The sequence below is a fragment of the Kitasatospora sp. NPDC041917 genome, from assembly GCF_055589745.1.
Map to the genome: position 1 here is coordinate 116,831 of NZ_JBVJBI010000015.1, position 23,876 is coordinate 140,706.

The following is a 23,876-nucleotide window of genomic DNA, read 5'->3' on the forward strand; positions in this document are numbered from 1 at the left end:
GGCCGAATCCGTCCGGCACGATTCGTGAGGGACCTTGTTCGGCCCAAAATGCAGCACCTACGCTCCGAGGAAGTTCAGCGGAGCCGCCACGGGGCTCCGCCGGCCGCTGGGGGGCGGCGTCCTTTTCCTTGTGGTCGTCATCGAGAGCCTCGGTGGAAACCGCCCCGGCCGCTCCCACCCGACCATGTCCTGCTTCGGATTCCTGCTTCAGAGACGGGGTGTTGTGCCATGGGGATTTCCATTCTGGACGACGAGGCGGTGGTGGTCCGCACGCCCGACGAGTTCCTCGCGATGCCGGAGGAGTACCGGGAGATCGCGATCCGCGGCATGGTGGTCAACACCGAGGGCGAGCTCTCCGGCGGCGACGACTACGTGCAGGTCTTCCTGCCGCTGGCCCCCGACGCGGAGGAGCGGCAGGTCTGCGCCGAGCGTGCCGCCGAGGAGTACGACCACTACAAGATCGGCAAGCGGGTCCTCGCCGAGATCGGCGTGGACACCGGCTACATGGAGAAGCAGACCCTGGCCGAGCGGAACCTGTTCCGGGCCCAGGAGTTCCACAACTGCACCACCTGGGCCGAGCGCGGGATCTTCTCCTACATCGGGGAGGAGACGGCCATGGTGATGATCTCCGAGTTCGCGCAGAGCAGCTACCGCCCCTGGGCCGACGCGGTGCGCACCATCATCCTCGACGAGAAGGTGCACATCGCCCACGGCGCCCGGGTGTGCCGCAACCTCGCCGCCACCGACGACGGCCGCGAGCAGCTCCAGCAGGCCCTGGACCGGCTGTGGCCGACCTTCATCCGGATCTTCGGCAGCCCGCGCTCCGAGCGCGCCAGGCTGGCCGTCCGCTTCGGCCTGCGACAGACCACCAACGGCCAGGCCTGCGACCTGTGGCGGGAGAAGGTCACCCCGCGCATCAAGAACCTGGGTCTGCGCCTCCCGGAGTAGCAGTCGCAGCAGCACGCCGATCCCGCGACTCCCGAGGAGCCCACCGCCATGGCAACACCCGTCACCATCGAACAGCGCCCGCTGAGCCGGCGCGAGGCCAAGGCGCGAACCGCCGAACTCCTCGCCGACCGGCCCGACCTGGCCGAACGTCTGCACCGGCTGCGCCGGCTGGGGCGCGAGGTCCGGTCCTGCGAGGTCCACCTCACCAACACCTGCAACATCCGCTGCAAGGGCTGCTGGTACTTCGAGGGCGGCTTCGACACGGCCGTCAAGGAACTCTCCGACCTGGACCGCATCCGGGCCTTCGCCCGCAAGCTGGCCGACGACGGCGTCAACCAGGCCACCCTGATCGGCGGCGAGCCCACCCTCGTCCCGCGCCGGGTCGAGGCCTTCGTCGAACAGCTGCCGTACATCACCATCTCCACCAACGGCCTGCGCCCGATGCCCAAGCAGGGCTTCGAGAAGATCGCCATCGCGGTCAGCATCTTCGGCGGCGGCCCGCTCGACGACGACCTGCGCGCGATCCGGGTCAACGGCTCCAAGTTCACCGGCCTGTTCGACACCGCGCTCAAGCACTACCGCGACGACCAGCGGGCGCTGTTCATCTACGCGCTCTCCGAGGCCGGGGTCGAGCACATCGAGCCCACCGTGCGGAAGATCGCCGAGAACGGCAACATCGTCACCTTCAACTTCTACAGCGAGCACGGCACCGAGACCCCGCTGAAGATCGCCAACGAGCAGCGGGTGCTGGACGAGGCGCAGCGGGTCAAGGACCTCTACCCGCACGCGGTGGTGAGCCACCCGTACTTCATCCGGACCCTGGTGACCGGCCGGACGCACTGGGGCGGCCGCTTCGGCTACGACGTCTGCCCCAGCCTCAGCGTCGACGCCCCCGAGCACGAGGACCGCGTCGCCAACGGCAACCCGGTCATCCCCGGCTTCAACGTCTGGGGCGCCGACTACGAGTCGCTCCAGTTCTGCTGCACCTCCGGCGACTGCGGCGGCTGCCGGGACAGCCAGGCCGTCTACAGCTGGCTGGTGGTCAGCGCCAACCGTTTCCTGGACGACGCGGCCCGGCTGGAGCAGTGGCTGGACATCGCCGAGAGCTACTGGCGCCAGTGGCACTGGGCCCCGTACCACGCGAGCAAGGCCGGCCCCACGGCCTGAGCCCACTGCCCCTGCGCGCCGTCCCCGGCCACCGCCCCCACGGCACCGCCCGTACGTCCCCCGCACCGCCACCGCCGCCCCGCGCGGACGAGGAGAGCCATGCCCGACACACTGGACCGCACCGCCATCGAGAACTTCGTCGTCGACGCCCTGGTCGACCTCGGCGTCGAACGCGAGGGCATCGTCGACGACGCCGCCCTGGACGAGCTGGAGATCGACTCGCTCGACATGGTCGAGCTCAGCCAGTCCATCCGCAAGCAGCTGGGCATCCCGGTGAAGCCCAAGGACTTCGACCAGCTGTACACCGTCGGCGAGGTGCTCGCCCTGTGCCGCCACAAGGCCGGGCTGGAGTGACGCCCCGGGCCGTCGTCACGGGCCTGGGCGCGGTGACCCCGCTGGGCGTGGGCGCCGACGAGCTGCACCGGCGCGCGGTGGCCGGCGAGAGCGGGCTCGCCGACGGGCTCGGGCTGTGCCGGGACTTCCGGCCCGCCGACCACCTGTCGCGCCAGCAGATCCGCCGCACCGACCGCTTCACCCAGCTCGCGCTCGTGGCCGCCGCCGAGGCCCTGGCCCAGGCGGGATGGACGGACGGCCCGCCGCCCTACCCCGCCGAGCGGGTCGCCTGCGTGGTCGGCTGCGCGCTCGGCGGGACGGCGAGCTTCGAGAGCCAGGCCGAGGTGCTCCGGCAGCAGGGCGGGGACTTCGTCTCCCCGCTCATGGTGCCCGCCATGATGGCGAACGCCGGGGCCTCGCAGATCGCCCAGCGGTACGGCTTCCGGGGCGAGGCGCTCTGCCTGGCCTCGGCCTGCAGCAGCGCGACCCAGGCGATCGGCACCGCCCTGCTGCTGCTCGCCGCCGGCGCCGCCGACGCGGTGGTGGTCGGCGGCGCCGAGGCCTCCACCTCCGACCTGGTGCGGGCCGCCTTCCGGACCGCCGGCGCGCTGTCCGAGAGCGGCCGCTCGGTGCCCTTCGACCGCGACCGGGACGGCCTGCTGATCGGCGAGGGCGCCGGAATCCTGGTGCTGGAGACGGCCGGTGGCGCCGCCGCCCGGGGCGCCACCGTGCTCGGCGAGGTGCTCGGCTACGGCGCCACCTGCGACGCCCACCACCTCACCGCCCCGGACCCGACCGGGGAGCCCGCGGCCCGCGCCGTCACCCTGGCGCTCGACGCGGCCGGGGTCACCCCCGGACAGCTCGGCTACCTCAACGCGCACGGCACCGGCACCGTCCTCAACGACCGCTCGGAGTGCGAGGCGCTGCGGCTGGCCCTCGGACCGGCTCTGGAAGGGATTCCGCTGTCCTCCACCAAGTCCTGCACCGGCCACCTCTTCGGCGCGGCCGGCGCGGTCGAGGCCATCGCCACCCTGCAGGCGCTGCGCCACGCCACCGCCCCGCCCACCGTCGGGCTGCGCGAGCCCGACGAGAAGCTCGGCCCGCTGAACCTGATCCACCGCGCCACCGCGCTCGCCGCCCCCGCCCTGCCCGGCGGCCGCCGGGCAGGGCTCTCCACCTCCTTCGGGTTCGGCGGACACAACGCGGCCCTGGTGCTGGCGGCAGCCGACGCGATCGGTACGACGAAAGGCCAGGAGTGATGCTCGGCTTCCACGGACGCCGCTATCTGATCACCGGGGTGCTCAACCAGGACTCCATCGCCTGGCACACCGCCAGGGCGCTCCAGGAGGCGGGCGCGGAGGTCCTGCTCACCGGTTTCGGCCGGGCCCGGCGGATCACCGAGAAGGCGGCGGACGTCCTGCCCCGCCCCACCGAGGTGCTGGAACTGGACGTCACCCGGCCCGAGGACTTCACCCGGCTGGTCAAGGAACTGGAGCAGCGCTGGGGCGGGGTCGACGGCGTGCTGCACGCCGTCGCCGCCGCACAGCAGACGGCGCTGAGCGGCAACTTCCTCACCACCCCGCCCGAGGCCGCCGGACAGGCGCTGCACACCGCCGCCGTCTCCCTGCACTCGCTGGCCACCGCGCTCGCCCCGCTGCTCACCGCCGACGGACGGCGCGGCAGCGTCGTCGGGCTGGACTTCGACGCCAGCGGCGCCTGGGCCGGCTACGACTGGATGGGCGTGAGCAAGGCGGCCCTCGGCGCGGTCTGCCGCTACCTGGCGATGTACCTCGGGCCGTCCGGCATCCGGGTCAACCTGGTGGCGGCCGGCCCGGTGGAGACCGTCGCCGGGCAGGCGATCAGCACCTTCGACCGGATCGCCGACCGCTGGCAGGCCGAGGCCCCGCTCGGCTGGGACCGCAGCGACCCGGCCGTGGTCGTCGGACCGGTGCTGTTCCTGCTCTCCGACCTCGCGGCCACCGTCAGCGGGGAGATCCTGCACGCGGACGGCGGGATGCACGCCGTCCGGATGGGTACCGGCCCGGCCTTCGCGGAAGGGGGCGCGGCATGACGGCGGCCATCGTGGGCGTGGGCGCGGCACTGCCCGAACGCGTCGTCCCCAACGCCTACTTCGAGCGGATCGGCGCCTCCCCGGAGTGGATCGTCAAACGGACCGGCATCGAGGAGCGCCGCTTCCTCGCGCCGGACGGCCGGCTCGCCGACCTCGTGGTGGCCGCCGCCGAGCAGGCGCTGCGCAGCGCCGGGCGCACCGCCGCGAGCATCCGGCACGTCGTGGTCGCCACCATCACCCCCGACCGGGTCACCCCCGGGGTGTCGGTGGAGGTCGCCGCCCGGCTCGGGATGCCGCAGGCCACCGCCTTCGACCTGCACGCGGCCTGCGCCGGGTTCGTCTACGGCCTGGACCACGCCGCCGCGCTGATCGAGACCGGCCGGGCCGGGGCGGTGCTGGTCTGCGGCGCCGACGCGCTGACCCGGATCACCGACCACGAGGACCGCGGCACCGCGGTGCTGCTGGCGGACGGCGCCGGCGCCGCCGTGGTCGCCGACGTGCCCGGCGCGCCCGAACCGTGCTTCTCGCTCGGCAGCGACGGCGAGCAGATCCCGCTGCTGTACGCCGACCGGGACGACCGCAAGCTGCGGATGGACGGCCGGGAGGTGTTCGACCACGCGGTGGAGAAGATGTCCGCCGCCACCCGGGAGGTGCTCGCCCGGCGCAGCCTGACCTGCGAGGACCTCGACCTGTTCGTCGCCCACCAGGCCAACGCCCGGATCGTGCGCGCGGTCGGCAAGGAGGTGGGGCTGCCCCCGGAGCGGCTCTACCTGAACGTCCACCGGGTCGCCAACACCTCGGCGGCCTCGATCCCGCTGGGCCTGACCCACGCCCGCGAGGAGGGCCTGCTGGACGGCCCGAAGCTGCTCGGCCTCGCCGCCTTCGGCGCGGGCATCACCTGGGGCGCCGGGGTGATCGGCTGGCGGCCGGGCGCCGGCGCCGACCGGGAGGCGCGGGCGTGAAGACCCCCCGGTTCCCCGTGATCGCCGAGATCGCCGCGCCCGACGGGGCCCGGCTCACCGTCCGGGCACTGGCCCGGCCCGAACCGGCCGCCCCGGTGGTGATCGTCCTGCCGGCGATGGGAACGGCCGCCCGGCACTACACCCCGCTGGTCCGCGCCCTGCACGCGGCCGGCCTGAGCGTGGCCACCTGCGACCTGCGCGGCCACGGCGAGAGCCGGCCGGTGCCGCGGCACGGGGTCGCCTTCGGCTTCCGCGAGCTGGTCGAGCACGACTTCGGGGCGGTGCTCGACGCGGTCGCCGGGGCGTTCCCGGGCGCGCCGCGCCTCCTGCTCGGGCACAGCCTGGGCGGGCAGCTGGGCCTGGTGCACTGCGGCGTCTTCCGGCCCCGGCTCGCCGGCGCGGTGCTGGTGGCCAGTGGATCGGCCTGGTACCGGACCTTCGGCCCGCGGGCGGGCCTGCGACGGCTGGCACTGAGCCAGTTCTCGATCGTCGCCTCGGCGGTGGTCGGGTACTGGCCGGGCGAGCGGTTCGGCTTCGGCGGCCGCGAGTCGGCCCGGCTGATGCGGGACTGGGCGCGGCAGATGCGCACCGGCCGCTACCGGGTGCGCGGCGCGGTCACCGACTACGAACGGGCGCTGGCCCGGGTCGACCTGCCGGTGCTGGCCGTGGACGTGCAGGGCGACGAGCTCGCGCCGCCGCGGGCCGTCGACCACCTGTGCGCCAAGCTGCCGTCGGCCCGGGTGGAGCGCTGGAGTTACACCGCCGAACAGGCGGACGGCCGCCCGCTGGACCACTTCCGCTGGATCCGGCACAACCGCGGGCTGGTGGAGCGGATCGCGCCGTGGATGCTCGCCGCCGCCGCGGGAGCCGCCGCGGGCGCCGCTTCGGGCGACGCCTCGGGCGCCGACGAGAGCGTCGGTGAGCGCACCGGCGAGAGCGCCGCGCCGCGCGGCGGCGTCCGACCGACCGTATGACGATGAGACCGAGCCCCGCCGCCCCGAGGAGCGCCCGCATGTCCGCCGTCCCCGACCCGTCCGACAGAAACGCCGACGCGCCGCACGGCGGCCCCGGCCGACCGCCCGGCCTCCCCGGCGACCCGCACGGCATTCCCGACCTGCTCACCGCGACCGCCGCGCGCTGTCCGGAACACCCCGTCCTGCGGCTCGACGAGGAGGTGCTGAGCTTCGCCGACCTGGACGCGCTCAGCGCCCGGGCCGCGCACTGGCTGGCCGGGCTCGGCGTCGCGCCCGGCGACCGGGTCGCCGTGCTGCTGCCGAACGTGCCGCAGTTCGCGGTGCTGTACTACGGCATCCTGCGCGCCGGGGCGGTGGTCGTCCCGATGAACCCGCTGCTCAAGGCCCGGGAGATCGAGCACTGCCTCGCCGACGCCGGGGCGGCCCTGCTGCTCGCCTGGCACGCGGGCACCGAGCAGGCGGTCGAGGGCGCGCGGCGCACCGGCACCCGGCTGGTCCCGGTCGAGCCCTCCGCGCTCGCCGCGACGCTCGCGGAACAGCCGGACGGCCCGCCCCGGACCGCGGGACGCGGGGGAGAGGACACCGCGGTCATCCTCTACACCTCCGGCACCACCGGGGAGCCCAAGGGCGCCGAACTGACCCACCGCAACATCGTGGCCAACGTCCGGGCCGGCGTCCAGGTGCTGGGGACGGTCGAGCGGGACGTGATCTTCGGCGGGCTGCCGCTGTTCCACTCCTTCGGCCAGGTGATCGGCCTCAACTGCGCGGTGGCCGTCGGGGCCTGCATGACCCTGGTGCGGCGCTTCGACCCGCAGGCCGCGCTCGCGGTGATCCAGCGCGACCGGGTGAGCGTCTTCCTCGGCGTCCCGACCATGTACACCCTGATGCTGACCCACCCGCAGCGCGCCGGGTACGACGTCTCCTCGCTGCGGGTGTGCCTGGGCGGCGGCGCGTCGATGCCGCCGGAGGTGCTGCGCGGCTTCGAGACCGACTTCGACTGCGTGGTGCTGGAGGGCTACGGGCTGTCCGAGTCCTCGCCGCTGGCCTGCGCCAACCGGAGCGACCGGGAGCGGATCGCGGGCACCATCGGCATCCCGATCGAGGGCGTGCGGATGCGCATCGTCGACGAGTCGGGCACCGAGGTGCCGGACGGCACGGTCGGCGAGGTGGTGATCCGGGGCCACAACGTGATGAAGGGCTACTGGCGCCGCCCCGACACCACCGCGCGGACCGTCCGGGACGGCTGGCTGCACACCGGGGACCTCGGCACCCGCGACGAGCGGGGCGACTTCCGGATCGTCGACCGCCGCAAGGACGTCGTGATCCGCGGCGGCTTCAACGTCTACCCGCGGGAGGTGGAGGACGTGCTGTACGAGCACCCGGCGGTCGCCGAGGCCACGGTGATCGGCGTCGCCCACCCCACGCTCGGCCAGGAGGTGGCCGCCGCCGTGGTCCTGCGCGCGGGCGCCTCGGCGACCCCGGAGGAGATCCGCGGCTTCGTCCGGGAGCGGGTGGCGCCGTACAAGTACCCGCGGCTGGTCTGGACGGTCGACGCGCTGCCCAAGGGGCCGACCGGAAAGATCCTCAAGCGCGAGGTCGTCGTGCCCGAGGAGGAGTCGAGCCGGCTCAAGAGCTGAGCGGGCCCGGGAGTTGAGCGGGCGCTGGAGCCGAACAGGCCCCGGCGCCGGTCGGCCCCGGCGGGTCGGGCGGCCCGGTCGGGCCGCCCGGGGCGGTCAGACCACCCGCCGCATCCAGCCGTGGACGTCCTCGGCGCGCCCGTACTGGATGTCCAGCATGTGCTCGCGGATCGCGACGGTCTGCTTGCCGGGCGAGCCGGTGCCGACGGTGAACTCGTAGCCCTCGCCCTTGAATCCGACGATCGGGGTGACCACCGCGGCCGTCCCGGCGGCGAACACCTCGGTGATCGTGCCGTCGGCGGCACCGGCCCGCAGCTCGGAGAGGGTGATCGGGCGCTCCACCGGGGTCAGCCCGAACTCGCCCGCCAGCGCCAGGATCGAGTCCCGGGTGACCCCGTCGAGGATGTTGCCCAGCGCGGGGGTGACCAGCTCGCCGGCCGAGGTGACCAGGCACAGGTTCATCGTGCCGGACTCCTCCAGGTCGCCCTCGCCGCCGGTGTCGTCCAGGAACAGCACCTGGTCGCAGCCGTGCTTGCGGGACTCCAACTGCGCGGCCAGGCTGGAGGCGTAGTTGCCGCCGCACTTGGCGGCGCCGGTGCCGCCCCGCCCGGCGCGGGTGTAGTTGCTGCTGACCCAGAGCGTGATGCCGGTGACGCCGCCGGCGAAGTACGGGCCGGCCGGGCTGGCGATGACCGAGTAGGCGATCTGCTCGGCGGGCCGGACGCCGAGGAAGGCCTCCGAGGCGAACATGAACGGCCGCAGGTAGAGGCTCTTCTCGTCGGTGGAGTCCGGCACCCACGCCTCGTCCGCGCGGACCAGTTCCCCGATGCTGTCGAGGAAGTCCTCCTCCGACAGCACCGGCAGGGCGAGCCGCTCGGCGGAGCGGGCGAAGCGGCGGGCGTTGAACTCCGGGCGGAACAGCCAGACGCTGCCGTCGGCGTGGCGGTAGGCCTTGAGCCCCTCGAAGATCTCCTGGGCGTAGTGCAGCACGGCGGCGCTCGGGTGCAGCGAGTACGGCACCAGCGCGGTGACCTTGCGGTCGTGCCAGCCCTCGGCGGGCGTCCAGGTGGCCGTGGCCATGTGGTCGGTGAAGAATTTGCCGAACCCCGGTGCGGCGAGGATGGTGCGTCGCTCCTCCTCGGGGACGGGATCGGTCGTCCGGAACAGAGGGAATGCGCGACTCATCGTCAACTCCTCGACACCACTGTGGAATCTGTGCGAACCGACGCCAATGACCGGCGCCATACCCGTCATGCTAACGGTCGTCAGCCGGACGTGATACGCCGCGACCCGGCCGAGCCCCGATCCGCCGGCTCCCGCGGGGGCCGACGGATCGCGGGATTCCGGGGTTTCCGGCCTACCGGTGGCCGGTGCGGAGGTCGCCGACCAGGCCGTCGAGGGCGGTGCGCAGGGCCCCGGAGTTGGCCTGGTCGAACCAGGTGGTGCGGATGCGCTCGTTGCTCCCGCCCGGGGTCTCGTGCTCGGCCGCGAGGCGCTCCAGCGAGCGGGTCCCGTCGCCGAGCGAGCGGCCGACGTCCTGGTAGATGCCGCGGACGAAGCGGTCGGCGTCCCCGGCGGGAATGCCCTGGTCGACGGCCCAGGAGACGAGCGTGGTGAGGAAGGCGTAGTGGGTGGTCTGGGTCGAGGTCAGTGCGGACAGGACGCTGAGCGCGACCTCGTCCGCGACCGGGAGCGCCCCGCCCAACCGCTCGAACAGGGCGTCCGCGTCGGGGTGCGAGGGGTGGACCACGGTGAGGCAGCGGCGCTCGCGCACGGTGGGCAGCGGGATGGCGTGGGTCACCGCCGCGTCGGTGGCCAGCACCCGGCGCAGCTCCCCGGTGCCGACGCCGGGCACCACATTGACCACGACCCGGTCGTCGGGCACGTGCAGGCCGGTCAGAGCCTCGCGCCAGTCCTGGCGGCGCAGGGCGATGATCACCAGCTCGGAGCCGTCCACCACCTCCTGGTTGTCGGCGCACACCCGTACGTCCTCGTACCGCTCGGCCAGCTCGGCCGCGGTCCGGGCGCCCCGCGGCGAGAGCAGGACCTCCGGCCCCGGGTCGTCCCCGTGGCGCAGGCCCGTCACGATGGCCCGGCCGATCTCGCCCACTCCGATGATGCCGACGCGCTTCACGGTCACTGCCTCCGGTGTGTGTGGTGGTCGCGCGGGCAGCTCGTCCTGCCCGTCGCGATCTTCTCCGCAGTAGTGTGACCACCGCGCCGCCCTGCGACACGCCGTCGCCGGCCCGGGCGCGAACCGACCCGGTACGCTCCGCCGGAACTCCCGCGCGCGGCCGGCTCTTCGACGACCGGCGGCACACCGCACCGTCCGCCGTGTCATCGACACGCGCGGTGACGGGTAGACCGTACGGGTGAACACCTTCGGCAGGACCATGGCCATGAACGCCGTCAAGGACTCCTCCCGCAGCCCGGGCCGTGCCCGCGCGCGGGGCGGGCGCACCGTCAAGGTGCTGCCGCCCGACCGGATCGGCGGGTCCCTCCCACCCGGGGGCGGCGGCCGCGACTCCCCGAGGACCGCGATCCGCGCCCCGCGTGCGAGCGTGCGCGCCGCCGCCTTCGCGTCCGCCACCGGGATCGCGTCCGGTGCCGGTGCCGCCTCCGGTGGCGAGGCCGGGGTGGGTCCGGCATGACGCCTCGGAACGAACCCCCTCCTCTCGTCATGGTCCGCACCGCCGTCCTCCCGCCCTGCCGACGCTGCGGAATCCCGGCCCTCCTGACCGCCCGTTACCCGCACTCCTGGCCGAATCAGGCCGGGAAGCAGGTGACCGGCTTCAAGGAGACCGCTCTCTGCCCCGCCTGCGACGAGGGCGACCCGGCGGCGAGCGGCCTCCTCACCCTCCTCGGCGCCCCGGTCCCCGGCCGTCTCGCCGAGCTCTGGGCACTCGTCCACCAGTGGGTGAGCGCCATCCGCCACCGCACGCCCGACCTGGCGGACCTGGAGGACGAGGCGGCCCGGTTCAGGTCCGGAGAGCTCTGAACGCGCTGGGCCGAACGGTGGCCCGCCCGCGTCGATCGACATGGCGCGGAACGCCGTCGAAACCGGATGCCCTCGCACCGAAACTCGAACAGCGGTGCGGATTCACCCGTGTGCGCAGCGTGGTGTGCTGCCCGGACAAGGGTGTGAGCAGGGTGGTTCCATCCCCCTCTCACCTCGCTGAAAGGCAGGAACCATGGGCATATCGCTGTCCCGCCGTTCGATCTCCTCCGCCGCCGTGGTGGCGCTCGCGACCTGTGCGGTCGCCGCCACCGCGCCGCCCGCGTCGGCCGCCCAGGACGGCGGCAGGCCGGGCGGCGGCGGGAGGCCGACGGTGGTCCTGGTGCACGGCGCGTTCGCGGACGCCTCCGGATGGAACGACGTCGCCACGCGCCTCATGGACGACGGGTTCACCGTCCTCGCCCCGCCCAACGAGCTGCGCGGTCTGACCGAGGACGCCGCCTACGTGGCCAGTTTGCTCAAGAGCATCAGCGGCCCGATCGTGCTGGCCGGCCACTCCTACGGCGGAGCCGTCATCACCCAGGCCGCCGCCGGGAACCCGAACGTCAGGGCTCTGGTCTACGTGTCGGCGTTCGCGCCCGACGTGGGCGAGTCCCCGGCCGAACTGTCGACGAAGTTCGCGGGCAGTGACCTCGCCACCGCGCTCAACGCCGTCCCCTTCACCGGCACCGGCGGCGGCGGAGTCGACCTCTACATCCAGAGCGAGAAGTTCCGCGCCGTCTTCGCCGCCGACCTGCCGGAGTCCCGCACCCGGCTGATGGCCGCCGAGCAGCGCCCCGTCTCCCAGGTCGGGTTCGCCGAGAAGGCCACCGCCGCCGCCTGGCGCGACATCCCGTCGTGGTTCGTCGTCTCCCGGCAGGACCGGGCCATCGCCCCCGACCTGGAGCGCTTCGAGTCCAGGCGCGCCAAGTCGCGCACCGTCGAGATCGACTCCTCGCACGTGTCGATGATGTCCCACCCCGACGAGATCGTCCGCCAGATCCGCGAGGCAGCGGGCGCCGCCGCCGGCGGCGCTGCCTCGGCCCCGGCCGAGCTCGCGGCCGAGCTCGCGGCGACCGGCTCCCACGGGCGGGCCGTCGCCGCGGTCGGCGCGGTCGGCGCCGCCGCGCTGCTGTCCGGCTCGGTGCTCACCCGCGTCACCCGCCGGCGCGGCACCCGCTGAGCGGTCGGCCCGGCCGGGCCGGCCAGGGGCCTTGTCCCCTGCCGACCGCGCCCGGCCGGGCCGTCCCGCGCGCCGGCCGCGGGTCTCAGAGCGTCGGCCGTACGGCGGTGACGTCGCGCAGGACGGCCCAGACGGCGGCGGGCTGCTCCTCCTGGGCGAAGTGCCCGGCGTCGGCGACCGCCGCGGTGGTGAGTTCGCGGACGCCCGCGGCGCGGAAGCCCCGGGCGTAGGCCTCGATGTCGCCGCCCTCGCGGTCGCCGCGCACGTGCCGGCCGACGGCCCGCGTAGGGCCGGCCGCCGCTCCGCCGCGGCTCCCTCGCCGCCCCCTCGCCGCTCAGGCGTGCCGGACGAGGGCGACCGGGCACACCGCGTGGTGGATCGCGGCGTGCGCCACCGGGCCGAGGTGGGCGCCGAACAGGGTGCGGCGGGTGCGGCGGCCGACCACGAGCAGCCGGGCCCCGTCCGCCGCGTCCACCAGGTCGACGGAGCGGCTGCCCTGGATCAGGTCGGCGGTCACCGACACGTCGGGGTGGCGCTCCCGCCAGGGGGCCAGTTGCTCGGCGAACCGGGCCCGGTCGACGGAGGAGAGTTCGCCCAGCCCGCCGACGGCCTGGAGCGCCGTGTACTGGCTGGAGATCGGCGGCGACCAGACGTGCACCACCCGCAGCGGGGCCCGGCGCCGGGCGGCCGCGTCGAAGGCGAAGGCCAGCACGTCGTCCATCGGGTGGGTCAGGTCGACGCCCACCAGCACCGGGCCGTCCGACTCGACCGCCTCCGCCCGGACCAGCACCACCGGACAGCTCGCCCGGCGCAGCACCTCATGGCTCACCGAGCCGACCAGGAAGCCGCGCACCGCGCCCAGCCCGCGCGAGCCCAGGACGAGCAGGCCGGCCGAGTTCCCGGCCGCCTCCAGCGCCTCGGCCGGATCGGTCGGGACGATCGCCGAGGTGACCGGCCCGACACCGGCCAGTGGGCGCAACTCATCGGCCCGGAGATCGAGTTGGTCCAGCGCGTGCCGGTAGGTCTCCTCGCTGCCGACCACGTCCTGGTGCGGCCAGGGCCAGGCCTGCAGGAGATCGAGCGGGCAGCCGCGGCGCTGCGCCTCGCGGGCGGCCCACTCGGTGGCGGCGCGGCTCTCGGGGGAGCCGTCGAATCCGGCGACGACGGGTGCGGTCATGGTCTGCTCCTCATCCGCGCAGCGCGTCCAGGGCGGCGGTCAGCCGCCGTGCCGCCTCGTCGGCGACCTCGCCCAGCCCGCCGCCCGGGCCGGCCAGGGTGACCATGGTCTGCGGGTCGACGGCCTCCACCACCGTGGCCCCGCCGTCCGCCCGGACCACCACGTTGCAGGGCAGCAGCAGCCCGATCCGGCGGTCGGCCTGGAGGGCGCGGTGGGCGAGGGCGGGGTTGCAGGCGCCGAGGATCAGGTAGTCCTCGATCTCCGCGCCGATCTTCTCGCGCAGCGTCGCCCGGACGTCGATGGTGGTCAGGACGCCGAAGCCCTGCTCCTTGAGCGCGGCGGTGACCGCCTCCACCGCCGGCGCGAACGGCCGGTCGAGCCGTACGCCGAGACCGTAGTCCATGGTTCCTCCAGAAGAATCCGGGCGGCCCCAGTATCGGCGGACGCCGCCCCTGCCGCCTCCCGGAGCGAGCGGCGGCCCGTTGTCGGCGGCCGCGCCTAGGCTCGGGCCGTACTGCTTCCGGGGAGGGTGTGGTGAAGGTGCGCAGGCCGGTCGACGGCGAGGTCCGGGTCCACTACGGACAGATCTACGTGGAGAGCGATCCCGACGGTCCCGGGCCCGACCTGGCGAAGGCGTTCGCGGGCCAGCGTGCGGGGCTCTGCGGCGCGGCCGTCCCCGGGTCGCTCTGGCTGACCACCGGGCTGCACACCGGTGCCGTCGGTTTCACCGTCGAGGTGCACGAGCAGGCCCCGCCGCTGGACCACGAGTGGGAGGACGTGGTCGAGACCTCGTTCCGTCCGTCCACGGACCGGTGCCTGCTGGTGGAATGGGGTGGCGGCACCGTCCGGGAGCTGGACCTGGCGGAGGCCGATCACCGGGTGCGCTACTGCGCCCGGGGCATCGACGAGGGGCGCCGGCGGGACACCCGGGCGTCCGGTGAACCGCAGGCGGACCGCTACGCGCTCCAGTTCTGGCCCGCCCCGCCCGAGCCGGACCGCGTCCTGCGGCAGACCTCGCGGACAGCGGCGTACTGGCACGACTACGCCCGGCGGCTGCCGCCGCCCCCCACGCCCGAGGAACGCGTCGCGGAGGAACTCCGGTCCCGCCGCGCCCGGGAACGCGCGGAACAGGAGAACCGGGCCGCCGCCGAGTCGTGGGAGTGGGGCGGACGGCGGCCGAGCGAGGCCCTACGCGAGCCGGCCGGCCAGGTGCGGGGCCTGCTGGAGTTCGACGCACCCCTGCTGCACGCCCTGGACGACGCCGGCCCGCGGGTCCAGCGTTCGGTGGCGCGGTTCGCGGCCCGGCGCGCCTGCACGGCGGCCGGGCTCGCCGGGCTCGACTGGATCGCCGCCGCGCTGACCGCCCTGGACGAGGGGCGCCCGCTGCCGCCGCCCTTCGACGACCCGGCCGGTCCCTGGCAGGCCCTGGCCGACGACCCGCGCGTCCCCGCCCGGACGGTCCGCCGGGCCGTCGCGCCGGAGCGCGAGCCCTTTCGCCCGCCGCACGCGGACCCGAACGCCCCGCGGCCGATGTCCGTGCCCGTGCGGCGGCAGGCGTTCTTCTCCGTGACGGCCCCGGAGCGGCCGGAGCACCCGGAGACATCGGTCGCGGGGACGTCGGTCGCGGCGCCGTCGGTCGCGGGGCCGTCGCCGGTCGTCATCCGCACCGCCCGCCTCGGCCCGATCGACCCCGACCGGCCGCTGTCGCAGCCGCACCTGGCGCTGCCCGCCCTGCTCGGCGCGGCCGGGCCGGACCCGCTGCGGGCCGCGGTCGACGCGGTGTTCGCGGCGGTGGCGACGTACGGCGAGGACCACCGGACGCTGCTGGCGGAGGTCCGGGCCGTGCTCGCGGAGCACCGCTGACCGGCTGCTGCGGTGGGGTGTCGGGGTGGTACCGCGGTACTACGGGCGCGCCGATGATCGGACTCCGGTACCACGGATCGGAGCCGACTCCGCACGTAGCGTGGTGCACGAGGGCGGCCGGACGGACCGGCCCCGGAGCACAGAGGTGAGCGATGATCGAGGCGCACCGGCTGACGAAGCGGTACGGGGAGAAGACGGCCGTGGACCAGCTGGACTTCACGGTCCGGCCGGGGACGGTGACGGGCTTCCTCGGGCCGAACGGCGCGGGCAAGTCCACCACGATGCGGATGATCGTCGGGCTGGACGCCCCCACCAGCGGTTCGGTGAGGGTCAACGGCCGCCGCTACGCCGAGCACGCGGCGCCGCTCCAGGAGGTCGGCGCGCTGCTGGAGGCCAAGTCGATCCACCCGGGCCGCTCGGCCTTCCACCACCTGATGGCCCAGGCCCACACCCACGGCATCCCGCGCCGACGGGTCGAGGAGGTCATCGAGCTGACCGGGCTGTCGTCGGTGGCCCGCAAGCGCGCCGGGGCGTTCTCGCTCGGCATGGGCCAGCGGCTCGGGATCGCGTCCGCCCTGCTGGGCGACCCGGCCACGGTGATGCTCGACGAGCCGGTCAACGGCCTCGACCCCGAGGGCGTGCTGTGGATCCGCAACCTGCTCACCTCGCTCGCCGCCGAGGGCCGCACCGTCTTCGTCTCCTCGCACCTGATGAGCGAGATGGCCCTGGTCGCCGACCACCTGATCATCGTCGGACGGGGCCGGCTCCTGGCCGACACGACCGTGCAGGACCTGGTCCGCCAGGCCGGCGGCGACGTGGTCAAGGTGGTCAGCGCCGACCCGGCCGGGCTGCGCACCGCGCTGGCCGGCCCCGGTGTGGAGGTCACCGGCCGGGCGGGCTCGGAGGAACTGCTGGTCAGCGGACGCACGGCCCGCGAGATCGGCCTGGCCGCCGCCGAGCGGGGCATCGCCCTGTTCGAGCTCACCCCTCGGGCCGTCTCCCTGGAGGAGGCGTTCATGGACCTGACCCGCGACGCCGTCGAGTACCACGGCACGACCACCACCGCCGCCGGCGCCCCCGCCGGTGAGACCCCGAGGAGTGCGGCATGACCACCATCGCACCGAGCCCGATGCCCGCCTCCGGTGACCTGCGGCCCACGCGCCCCGCGTACCGGGTGACGGCGGTGCGGGTGCTGCGTTCCGAGTGGGCGAAGCTGTGGTCGCTGCGCTCCACCTGGATCACCCTCGGGCTGGCCCTGCTCTTCCTGGTCGGCTTCGGCCTGATCGCCGCCTACCAGTTCAAGTCACGGATGACCTCCGGCCGTCCGATGGACCGGGACTTCGCGAGCGCGAGCACACTGAGCCTCTCCCTGTTCGGCACCAACTTCGCCCAGCTGGCCCTCGGCGTCCTCGGTGTGCTGGTCGCCGCCGGGGAGTACTCGACCGGCATGATCCGCTCGACCCTGGCCGCCGTGCCGCGCCGACTGCCGGTGCTCTGGTCCAAGGCCGCCGTGTACGGGCTGATCGCGCTGGTGCTCGGCACCGTCGGGGTGTTCGCGGTCTTCGTCGCCGACAGCGGCGTCCTCTCCGGCACCCGGGTGGCGATGACCCTCTCCGACGCCGGGGTGGTCCGCGGCCTGCTGGGCGCCGGGCTCTACCTCGCGCTGGTCGGTGTGATCGGCGTCGCGCTCGGCGCGCTGCTGCGCTCGGTGGCCGGCGGCATCGCGGTGCTGGTGGCCACGCTGATGCTGGTGCCCGGGCTGACCTCGCTGCTGCCCAGCTCCTGGCAGAGCCACCTCAGCCCCTACCTGCCCAGCCACGCGGGCGAGGCGATGTTCGCCCTGCACCACGACTCGACCACGCTCTCGCCGACGGTGGGGCTGGCCGTCTTCCTCGGCTGGATGGTCCTCGCCCTCGGCGCGGCGGCCGTGCGGCTGGTGCGCACCGACGCCTGAGAGACTCGGAGCGGAGACGATCCATCGCGGCGCCGGGGCCAACCGGCGCCGCACCCACGACCTCGACAGCCCGGCCGACCAGGGAGGTGCCACCGGTGAGCGAGCACGCCACCACCACGAGCCCGTTCGCGGCCGGAGGTATCCGGGCCGACGACCCCCGGGCCTCCGACCCCCGAGCGAGTGATCCCCGGGCCTCCGACCCCCGGGCCACCGATGCGGCGGCCGCCGACGTCCTGTCCGGCCATCCGCTGTTCGCCCGCCTGGCCCGGACCGGCCAGCGGCTTCGACAGGGGGACCGCGACCGCCCCTGGGTGCTGGACGCCGCGGTGGTGGCCGTCGCCTTCCTACTGTTCTGCCTGCCCGACCTCTTTCCCGGTCACGTCGAGGCCGGCGGGCGCGAGCACCGGATCGTGCTCGCCCGGCTGCCGCTGCCGCAGACCCTGGCCCTGCAGGCCGGCCTGGTGCTGCCGCTGCTGTGGCGTCGCCGACGGCCCACGGCGGCCTTCGCCACGATCATGGCCGTCTTCGTCCTGCAGTGGTCGCTGGACGTCGGTCTGCGCGCCGACGCCGCCCTGCTGGTCGCCCTCTACAGCCTGGCGCTGCACGGCCGGCTGCGGCACCTGGCGTGGTCCTGTGCGGCCATGGCGGTGGCCGTGGCCCTGGTCGCGGTGGCCGTCTCCGGTGCTGGGCTGCCGGTCGGCGACGCCCTGTTCTTCCTGTTCAGCGCCGCGACGGCGGCCGTGGCCCTGGGCATCGCGGTGCGCGTCCGGCGCGCCCAGCTCGCCGGGCTGCGGGAGCGGGCCGCCCGGCTGGAGATCGAGCGCGACCAGCGCAGCCGGCTGGCCACCGCGACCGAACGTGCCCGGGTGGCCCGGGAGATGCACGACATCGTCGGCCACAACCTGTCCGTCATCGTCACCCTGGCCGACGGCGGCGCGTACGCGGCGCAGGCCAACCCCGAACGCGGCAGGGAGGCCCTGCTGCTGATCGGGGACACCAGCCGGCAGGCGCTCGGCGAACTGCGGCGGATGCTCGGCGTGCTGCGCGACCAGGGGGACCAGGCCGCCGAGTACACGCCGCAGCCCGGCATCGCCGACCTCGACGGGCTGTGCGCCCGCATCCGCGCCGCCGGCCCCCAGGTGGTGTACACGGCCGCCGGCGCCCTGGACCGACCGGACCGCGGGGTCCAGCTGATGGCCTACCGCATCGTCCAGGAGGCGCTCACCAACGCCCTCAAGCACGCGGGGCCCGAGACCCGCGCCCATGTGACGCTGACCGTCGACGCCGAGCGGCTGCGGATCCGCGTCGAGGACACCGGCCGGCCCGGCGGCCCTCGCTGGCACGGTCGCACGGACGGGTACGGCCACGGCCTGGCCGGGATGCGCGAACGCGCGGCCCTGTACGGCGGCACCGTCACGGCTGGTCCCGTCCCCGGTGCAGGATGGACCGTGGAGGCCGTTCTGGACCTCACCCCCGGGCCGGACCCCACCTCCGGCGCGGACCCGACCGGCGCCGACCCGATTGGCGCGGGCCCCACCGCGGACCCGGGTCCCGGAACGGACCCGGACCTCACCCCCGACCCGACAGGCGGCCCGACGTGACCACCGTCCTCATCGTGGACGACCAGCCCTTGCAGCGTTACGGCTTCCGGATGCTGCTGGAGAGCCAGCCCGACACCGAGGTGGTCGGAGAGGCGGCCCACGGCGGCGAGGCCGTCCGGCTGGCCGCCGACCTGCGCCCCGACGTCGTCCTGATGGACATCCGGATGCCCGGCATGGACGGGATCGAGGCCACCCGCCGCATCGTCGCGACCGGCGGGCGCTCCCGCATCCTGGTGCTGACCACCTTCGACCTCGACGAGTACGCGCACGCCGCGCTGCGCGCCGGTGCCAGCGGCTTCCTGCTCAAGGACGCCCGTCCGGAGGAACTGCTGGCCGGCATCCGCGCCGTCTCCGGGGGCGACGCCGTGGTCGCCCCCGCGATCACCCGGCGGCTGCTCGACGCCTACGCCCACCGCCTGCCGGTCCGCCCGCCCGGCGCCGAGCCCGTCGCGGATCCGCGGCTGGACGCCCTGACCGATCGCGAGCGCGAGATCCTGGTCGCCATCGCCCACGGCTGGTCCAACAACGAGATCGCCCAGCGCCTGGTGCTGGCGGAGTCGACCGTCAAGACGCACGTCAGCCGGGTGCTGTCGAAGATCGGTGCCCGGGACCGCGTCCAGGCCGTGATCTTCGCCTACGACCGCGGTCTGACCCGCCCCAACCCGCCCGTCTGACCGGCCCGGGGCCCGGCCCCGCGCCCGGGGATCCGCCCCCGCGCCGGCGGGGCCGCCACGGGGCCGGCGGGGCCGCTGCCTCATGCGCCCGGGACAACAGGTGGCGCAGACTGCAGAGATCCGGAGGTGCCCGGCGACGAGAGGGCGGACATGGCTGCGGACAGCACACACAGAGCCTGGTGGCGGCCACGGTCCGGTCCGGCGGAGCGGCAGCTGTCCGCGGCCGGGCTGTGCGCGCTCGTCTGCCTGGTGGCCGGCGGCCTGTGGGCCGGGTACGTGGTGAGCCACCTCGGAACGCCCGGGATCTCCACGCCCGCCCGTCTCCTACCGGTTCTCGGCTACGGCCTGGCGTCCGTCGCCGGCGGGGTGCTGCTGCACGCCCACCGGCCCGGGAACCAGCTCGGTTGGGTGCTGCTCGCGTACGGGGCGACGCTGATCGTCCCGCTCGCCGCCGAGGCCCCGCTGTGGGTGGAGGGGGGCGGCCCCCACGTGGTCGGGGCCGTGGTGGTCCTGGTGTCGGTGGGTTACGCGGTCAGTGCCACCCTGTGGCACGCGCTGCCGCTGTGGTTGCCGAACGGGACGCTGCCGAGCAGGTGGTGGTGGTTCGCGATCGCCGCCGTGGGCCTGTGGAGGCTGGCCCCGGCCGGCTACTCCTTCTCGGACGCCACCGTGTTCGGCCGGCCCAACCCGTTCGCCGGCAGCGCCTTCGCGAACTGGCTGGGGGCGCTCAACGACCGGCTGCTCGACGCCCAGCTCGTGGTGTACGTCGTGCTGACCGTCCTGGTGGTGCTCGTCCCGCTCGCCCGCATCCGCGGGGTGTCGCGGCGCCGTCGGCAGAACGTCCTGATCGCCCTCGGCGTGTACCTGCTGTGGGGCGGAGCCGAACTCGGCTACTTCTTCGACCAGAGCACGCCCTCGTACATCGCGTTCGCCGTCACGTCGGCACTGTGGACGATCACCCTGGCCGCCGTCGTGGTCCGGGACGGTTCCTGGCGGCTCGACCGGGCGGCTCGGCGGGTCCTGGTCGGCCTGCTGGTGGCCGCCGGGCTGGCGATGGTGTTCGTGGTGGTGGCCTGTCTGCTCTCCACCATGCTGATGCCCGGCCGCGGCCTCGGGGCCCTGGTGGTGGTCGCCGCGGTCTTCCTGCTCGCGATCGGCCTGCCCCGGGGCGTGCGCGGGGCCTCCGGCCTCGTCGACCGCTGGTACTACGGATCGCGCGCGCAGCCGTACCAGGTGCTGCGCAGCCTCGCCGGGAGGGTCAGCCAGACCGTGGACCCGCAGGAGGTGCCGGCCGTGCTGTGTCGTACCGTCAGCGACGAACTGCGGCTGCCCGGCGTGGAGTTGACCGTCTCCACGCGCAGTGGCGAACGGCCGCTGGCCGCCGTCGGGGAGCTCTCCGGCAGTGACGAGGGCTTCCCGCTGGTGCACCGGGGGGACCAGATCGGCCGGCTCACCGTCGCCCCGCGGCAGGGCCAGCGCGTGCTCGACGACAGCGACCGCGACATCCTGCGCTCGCTCGCGGACCAGGCCGCGCCCGCCGTCGCCTCGCTCCAGCTGATGGAGGACCTGCGGGCCAGCCGCGAGCGGATCGTCGCGGCCCGCGAGGAGGAGCGCCGCCAGCTGCGCCGGGACATCCACGACGGCCTCGGCCCGATGCTGGCCGGCCTGCGGCTGCGCCTGCAGGGCGCCGCCGCGGTGGACGACCCGGCGCTCTTCTCCAGCGTGCTGGACCGGGTCGCGGACGACCTCGCCTCGGCGGTCCGGGAGGTCCGGCGGATCACCGACCGGCTCGGGCCCACCGCGCTGGGCGACTACGGCCTGTCCCTGGCGCTGAGCCGCCTCGCCGAGACCTTCAGCGGCCCGGACCTCGCCGTCTCCACCAGGCTTGAGCCCGACCCGCTGCCGGCGCTGCCCGCCGCCGTCGAGGTCGCGGTCTACCGGATCACCGCGGAGGCGCTCAACAACGTGCTGCGCCACGCGCAGGCGGCCAGCGCCACGGTGTCCGTCCGGGCGGAGCCCGGGCGGCTGGTGCTCGACGTCGAGGACGACGGGCAGGGCCCGGGCCACGGGCTTCCCGTGCACCCGGGAGTGGGACTGCAGTCGATGTCCGAGCGGGCCGCGGAGATCGGCGGCAGCTGCACCGTGGACGCCCTGCGGCGCGGTACCCGGGTGCACGCGGTGCTCCCGCGCCGGCCCGCGGGCCGTTGACGGCGAGAGGCTCGTCCGCGGCCGTCCGGTGCGGCGGGGGCGCGGCGCGCACCCGGGTGGGGGCGCCTGGCACGTGAAAGCGCCCCCGGCGCGACGGGTGACGGCCGGGGGCGGAACGGGAATTCCAGGGGATGGGGGATACGGGGAAGAGGCGGTCAACAGACGTTCGGGGGTGTGCAGCGGTTGGGGGTAGGGGGGCCGGGGCTGGTGACGGCCGCGCCGGAGCCGGGGCGGTGGCGCCGTTCCGCTCCCGGGGCGCTCTCGGCGCCGGAGATCCGGCACCTGCACGCCCTGGCGGCGGCGACGATGCTCACCACGGCGAAGACCGCGGCGGCGCCGGCGGCTGCCAGCGCCATGCCGGCCGTTCTCTCGGTCATGGGGTCCTCCACGGGGTTCCGCAGGCGGTCCACTTCGACCTGCTCCTCCATGCCACCGCCGGTCCCGCCCCAGCCGCATGGGGCCACGGTCCTGACCCGGTCCCGTCGTGCGGAAGGGGTGCGCCGGGGGCGGCGCGGGTCCGGGCTCGGGGAGCCTCTTCTCGAAGCGTATCGAGGGGGGAACCCGTCGCAACTCGAACACCAGAACGGATCGTGCGGCCGGGGGCGACGCCGGGAACGGGTTCGTTCACTAACATCGACAGTGGGGTCCAGGTGATCTCCGCGACAGGGGAAGTGCTTCACCGTTCGCGCGGCCGGCCCGGGATCTCCCCGGGAACCGTGGCCGAACGCGTGGAGCGACGGGACCGAGGAAAGGCGACTGAAGAAGGTGCGCAACCATGACCGCTGAGACGGACACCGGGCACGGGCCGGTGACGGGCGCCCCGCTGCGGCGGCGCGGCGAGGCGCTGGAGAGCGCCATCTACGAGGCGGTCCTCCAGCAGCTCACCACCGACGGCTACGCCCGGCTGACCATGGAGGGGGTGGCCGCCGCCGCGCAGACCGGCAAGGCCGCGCTCTACCGCCGCTGGTCCTCCAAGGAGGAGCTGGTCAAGGACGCGCTGCGGGCCAGCCTGCCGCCGTCCGGCCCGGCCCCCGACACCGGCAGCCTGCGCGGCGACCTGCTGGAGGTGGTCACCAGGCTGCGCGCCGCGATGGTCAGCGAGATCGGCGCCGCCGTGCGGGCCGTCATGAGCGAGCTCGACCACCAGCGGGCGCACGCCTTCCTGGAGATCGTGCTGGAGCGGGTCGTCCAGCCGACGACCGCGCTGATCGCCGAGGTGCTGGACCGCGGCACCACCCGCGGCGAGGTCCGGCCCGGGGCGGTCACCCCGCTGGTCACCGACCTGGTGCCGGCGCTGATGCTGTACCGGATCAAGATGTGCGGCGGGGAGGCGGTGCGGCTCGATCCGGCGGAGATCGTGGACGAGCTGCTGCTGCCGATCGTCCGTTCCTGACGGGCACGCGGACCGGGCCAGGAGCCGCTGCTGTCGGCCATCAGGGTTAACGGTCGCCTCGCCTTGCCCGCCTGCTGGCGTGCCTGGTGAAGCGGCCGAGCCCGTTCGCGCTGAAGTGGTGGCACCAGTTCCCACCCCGGCCGGAGAGAAGCCCATGAGAATTTCCCGTACGGTGACCGCCACGGCCGCCGTCGTCGCCCTGATCACCGTGGTGTGCGGCGGCTGCTCCAGCAGCAAGAAGTCGACACCCGCGGCAAGCCCGACCACCGCGGCGACCTCCGCGGCGAGCCCCTCCGGCAGTCAGTCCGCCGAAGCGACCCCGACGGGGAGCGCGAGCCCGAGCCCCTCCGCCGGAGCAGGCGGTGCGGCCGCCACGGTCTCGGCAACCACCGTCGGCAAGTACCAGAACATCCTGGTCGACGCCCGAGGCAAGACGCTCTACCTGTTCGAGGCGGACACCTCGCCCACCTCGACCTGCTACGACGCCTGCGCCACCGCCTGGCCCCCCGCCCTGACCACCGGCACCCCCACCGCCACCAACGGCGTCGACCAGGCCAAGCTCTCCACGAGCACCCGCAAGGACGGCACGACCCAGATCGTCTACAACGGCCACCCGCTCTACTACTTCGAGGGCGACACGGCGCAGGGCGACACCAACGGCGAGGAGTCCAGCGCCTTCGGTGCCACGTGGTACGTGGTCAACACCTCGGGCAACAAGGTCGAGGGCAGCTGAGCG

The 23,876-nt window shown here is 74.6% G+C and carries 25 protein-coding genes; 19 read left to right on the top strand and 6 right to left on the bottom strand.

Annotation, left to right across the window (positions count from 1 at the left end; translation table 11 throughout):
* Positions 1-228: 228 nt before the first annotated feature.
* The 8 genes from ACZ6EM_RS20280 (at position 229) to ACZ6EM_RS20315 (ending at position 8,092) form a co-directional block, all read left to right on the top strand.
* Positions 229-948 (top strand): Phenylacetic acid catabolic protein, encoded by a 720-nt coding sequence (locus ACZ6EM_RS20280; protein ID WP_380356263.1) that lies wholly within the window; start codon positions 229-231, stop codon positions 946-948.
* Positions 949-996: 48 nt separating this feature from the next.
* Complete coding sequence (locus tag ACZ6EM_RS20285; protein ID WP_401052956.1) at positions 997-2,115, top strand: radical SAM protein; 1,119 nt, start codon at positions 997-999, stop codon at positions 2,113-2,115.
* A 99-nt stretch (positions 2,116-2,214) separates the two neighbouring features.
* Complete coding sequence (locus ACZ6EM_RS20290; protein WP_359898410.1) at positions 2,215-2,469, top strand: acyl carrier protein; 255 nt, start codon at positions 2,215-2,217, stop codon at positions 2,467-2,469.
* Complete coding sequence (locus ACZ6EM_RS20295; RefSeq protein WP_401052953.1) at positions 2,466-3,707, top strand: beta-ketoacyl-[acyl-carrier-protein] synthase family protein; 1,242 nt, start codon at positions 2,466-2,468, stop codon at positions 3,705-3,707. Before ACZ6EM_RS20290 ends, ACZ6EM_RS20295 begins: the two co-directional genes overlap by 4 nt.
* On the top strand, positions 3,707-4,519 hold the full coding sequence (gene fabI, locus ACZ6EM_RS20300) for an enoyl-ACP reductase FabI (protein ID WP_401052950.1): 813 nt from the start codon (positions 3,707-3,709) through the stop codon (positions 4,517-4,519). Before ACZ6EM_RS20295 ends, fabI begins: the two co-directional genes overlap by 1 nt.
* Positions 4,516-5,481: a beta-ketoacyl-ACP synthase 3 gene (locus tag ACZ6EM_RS20305; RefSeq protein ID WP_380548350.1), complete on the top strand. Its 966-nt coding sequence runs from the start codon at positions 4,516-4,518 to the stop codon at positions 5,479-5,481. The genes fabI and ACZ6EM_RS20305 overlap by 4 nt, the downstream gene beginning before the upstream one ends.
* Entirely contained in the window at positions 5,478-6,455 is a 978-nt protein-coding gene (locus ACZ6EM_RS20310) for an alpha/beta hydrolase family protein (RefSeq protein WP_452179088.1), read from the top strand. Before ACZ6EM_RS20305 ends, ACZ6EM_RS20310 begins: the two co-directional genes overlap by 4 nt.
* A gap of 38 nt (positions 6,456-6,493) precedes the next feature.
* Positions 6,494-8,092 carry a long-chain-fatty-acid--CoA ligase gene (locus ACZ6EM_RS20315; RefSeq protein WP_465772909.1) on the top strand — a complete coding sequence of 533 codons (1,599 nt, stop codon included), beginning with the start codon at positions 6,494-6,496 and terminating at the stop codon, positions 8,090-8,092.
* A gap of 96 nt (positions 8,093-8,188) precedes the next feature.
* Here ACZ6EM_RS20315 and ACZ6EM_RS20320 read toward each other — a convergent pair whose 3' ends face one another.
* Complete coding sequence (locus tag ACZ6EM_RS20320; RefSeq protein ID WP_452179090.1) at positions 8,189-9,277, bottom strand: branched-chain amino acid aminotransferase; 1,089 nt, start codon at positions 9,275-9,277, stop codon at positions 8,189-8,191.
* Positions 9,278-9,449: 172 nt separating this feature from the next.
* Entirely contained in the window at positions 9,450-10,232 is a 783-nt protein-coding gene (locus tag ACZ6EM_RS20325; protein ID WP_401051491.1) for an NAD(P)-binding domain-containing protein, read from the bottom strand.
* Between the two features lie 232 nt (positions 10,233-10,464).
* Here ACZ6EM_RS20325 and ACZ6EM_RS20330 point away from each other — a divergent pair, with 232 nt between their 5' ends.
* The 3 genes from ACZ6EM_RS20330 (at position 10,465) to ACZ6EM_RS20340 (ending at position 12,270) form a co-directional block, all read left to right on the top strand.
* The gene (locus ACZ6EM_RS20330; RefSeq protein WP_452179092.1) at positions 10,465-10,743 is read left to right on the top strand and encodes a hypothetical protein; all 279 of its coding nucleotides are present in this window, start codon (positions 10,465-10,467) and stop codon (positions 10,741-10,743) included.
* Positions 10,740-11,090 carry a DUF6300 family protein gene (locus tag ACZ6EM_RS20335; protein ID WP_465772910.1) on the top strand — a complete coding sequence of 117 codons (351 nt, stop codon included), beginning with the start codon at positions 10,740-10,742 and terminating at the stop codon, positions 11,088-11,090. Before ACZ6EM_RS20330 ends, ACZ6EM_RS20335 begins: the two co-directional genes overlap by 4 nt.
* Before the next feature lie 193 nt (positions 11,091-11,283).
* Entirely contained in the window at positions 11,284-12,270 is a 987-nt protein-coding gene (locus tag ACZ6EM_RS20340; protein WP_465772911.1) for an alpha/beta fold hydrolase, read from the top strand.
* A gap of 85 nt (positions 12,271-12,355) precedes the next feature.
* On the opposite strand, the gene ACZ6EM_RS20345 is transcribed toward ACZ6EM_RS20340, so the two are convergent.
* From ACZ6EM_RS20345 to ACZ6EM_RS20355, 3 genes are all read right to left on the bottom strand, one after another.
* Positions 12,356-12,535, bottom strand: coding sequence for a hypothetical protein (locus ACZ6EM_RS20345; protein ID WP_465772912.1), 180 nt, complete (start codon positions 12,533-12,535; stop codon positions 12,356-12,358).
* Between the two features lie 69 nt (positions 12,536-12,604).
* Positions 12,605-13,447 (bottom strand): universal stress protein, encoded by an 843-nt coding sequence (locus ACZ6EM_RS20350; protein ID WP_401051137.1) that lies wholly within the window; start codon positions 13,445-13,447, stop codon positions 12,605-12,607.
* A 10-nt stretch (positions 13,448-13,457) separates the two neighbouring features.
* The gene (locus tag ACZ6EM_RS20355) at positions 13,458-13,850 is read right to left on the bottom strand and encodes a DUF302 domain-containing protein (RefSeq protein ID WP_465772913.1); all 393 of its coding nucleotides are present in this window, start codon (positions 13,848-13,850) and stop codon (positions 13,458-13,460) included.
* Positions 13,851-13,981: 131 nt separating this feature from the next.
* Here ACZ6EM_RS20355 and ACZ6EM_RS20360 point away from each other — a divergent pair, with 131 nt between their 5' ends.
* From ACZ6EM_RS20360 to ACZ6EM_RS20385, 6 genes are all read left to right on the top strand, one after another.
* The gene (locus ACZ6EM_RS20360; RefSeq protein WP_465772914.1) at positions 13,982-15,310 is read left to right on the top strand and encodes a hypothetical protein; all 1,329 of its coding nucleotides are present in this window, start codon (positions 13,982-13,984) and stop codon (positions 15,308-15,310) included.
* Between the two features lie 152 nt (positions 15,311-15,462).
* Positions 15,463-16,419: an ABC transporter ATP-binding protein gene (locus ACZ6EM_RS20365; RefSeq protein WP_452179096.1), complete on the top strand. Its 957-nt coding sequence runs from the start codon at positions 15,463-15,465 to the stop codon at positions 16,417-16,419.
* The gene (locus tag ACZ6EM_RS20370; protein WP_401051127.1) at positions 16,416-17,264 is read left to right on the top strand and encodes an ABC transporter permease; all 849 of its coding nucleotides are present in this window, start codon (positions 16,416-16,418) and stop codon (positions 17,262-17,264) included. Before ACZ6EM_RS20365 ends, ACZ6EM_RS20370 begins: the two co-directional genes overlap by 4 nt.
* 233 nt (positions 17,265-17,497) lie before the next feature.
* Entirely contained in the window at positions 17,498-18,865 is a 1,368-nt protein-coding gene (locus ACZ6EM_RS20375; RefSeq protein ID WP_465772943.1) for a sensor histidine kinase, read from the top strand.
* Entirely contained in the window at positions 18,862-19,539 is a 678-nt protein-coding gene (locus tag ACZ6EM_RS20380; RefSeq protein WP_359898427.1) for a response regulator transcription factor, read from the top strand. The genes ACZ6EM_RS20375 and ACZ6EM_RS20380 overlap by 4 nt, the downstream gene beginning before the upstream one ends.
* Positions 19,540-19,689: 150 nt before the next feature.
* Positions 19,690-21,747 carry a sensor histidine kinase gene (locus ACZ6EM_RS20385; protein ID WP_465772915.1) on the top strand — a complete coding sequence of 686 codons (2,058 nt, stop codon included), beginning with the start codon at positions 19,690-19,692 and terminating at the stop codon, positions 21,745-21,747.
* Positions 21,748-21,902: 155 nt separating this feature from the next.
* Here ACZ6EM_RS20385 and ACZ6EM_RS20390 read toward each other — a convergent pair whose 3' ends face one another.
* Positions 21,903-22,124 carry a hypothetical protein gene (locus ACZ6EM_RS20390; protein ID WP_452179098.1) on the bottom strand — a complete coding sequence of 74 codons (222 nt, stop codon included), beginning with the start codon at positions 22,122-22,124 and terminating at the stop codon, positions 21,903-21,905.
* Between the two features lie 398 nt (positions 22,125-22,522).
* Between ACZ6EM_RS20390 and ACZ6EM_RS20395 the strand changes: the two genes are divergently transcribed.
* Both ACZ6EM_RS20395 and ACZ6EM_RS20400 read left to right on the top strand, forming a co-directional pair.
* Complete coding sequence (locus tag ACZ6EM_RS20395; RefSeq protein ID WP_401053996.1) at positions 22,523-23,140, top strand: TetR-like C-terminal domain-containing protein; 618 nt, start codon at positions 22,523-22,525, stop codon at positions 23,138-23,140.
* A 154-nt stretch (positions 23,141-23,294) separates the two neighbouring features.
* Positions 23,295-23,873, top strand: coding sequence for a COG4315 family predicted lipoprotein (locus ACZ6EM_RS20400; protein ID WP_465772916.1), 579 nt, complete (start codon positions 23,295-23,297; stop codon positions 23,871-23,873).
* Positions 23,874-23,876: the final 3 nt, after the last annotated feature.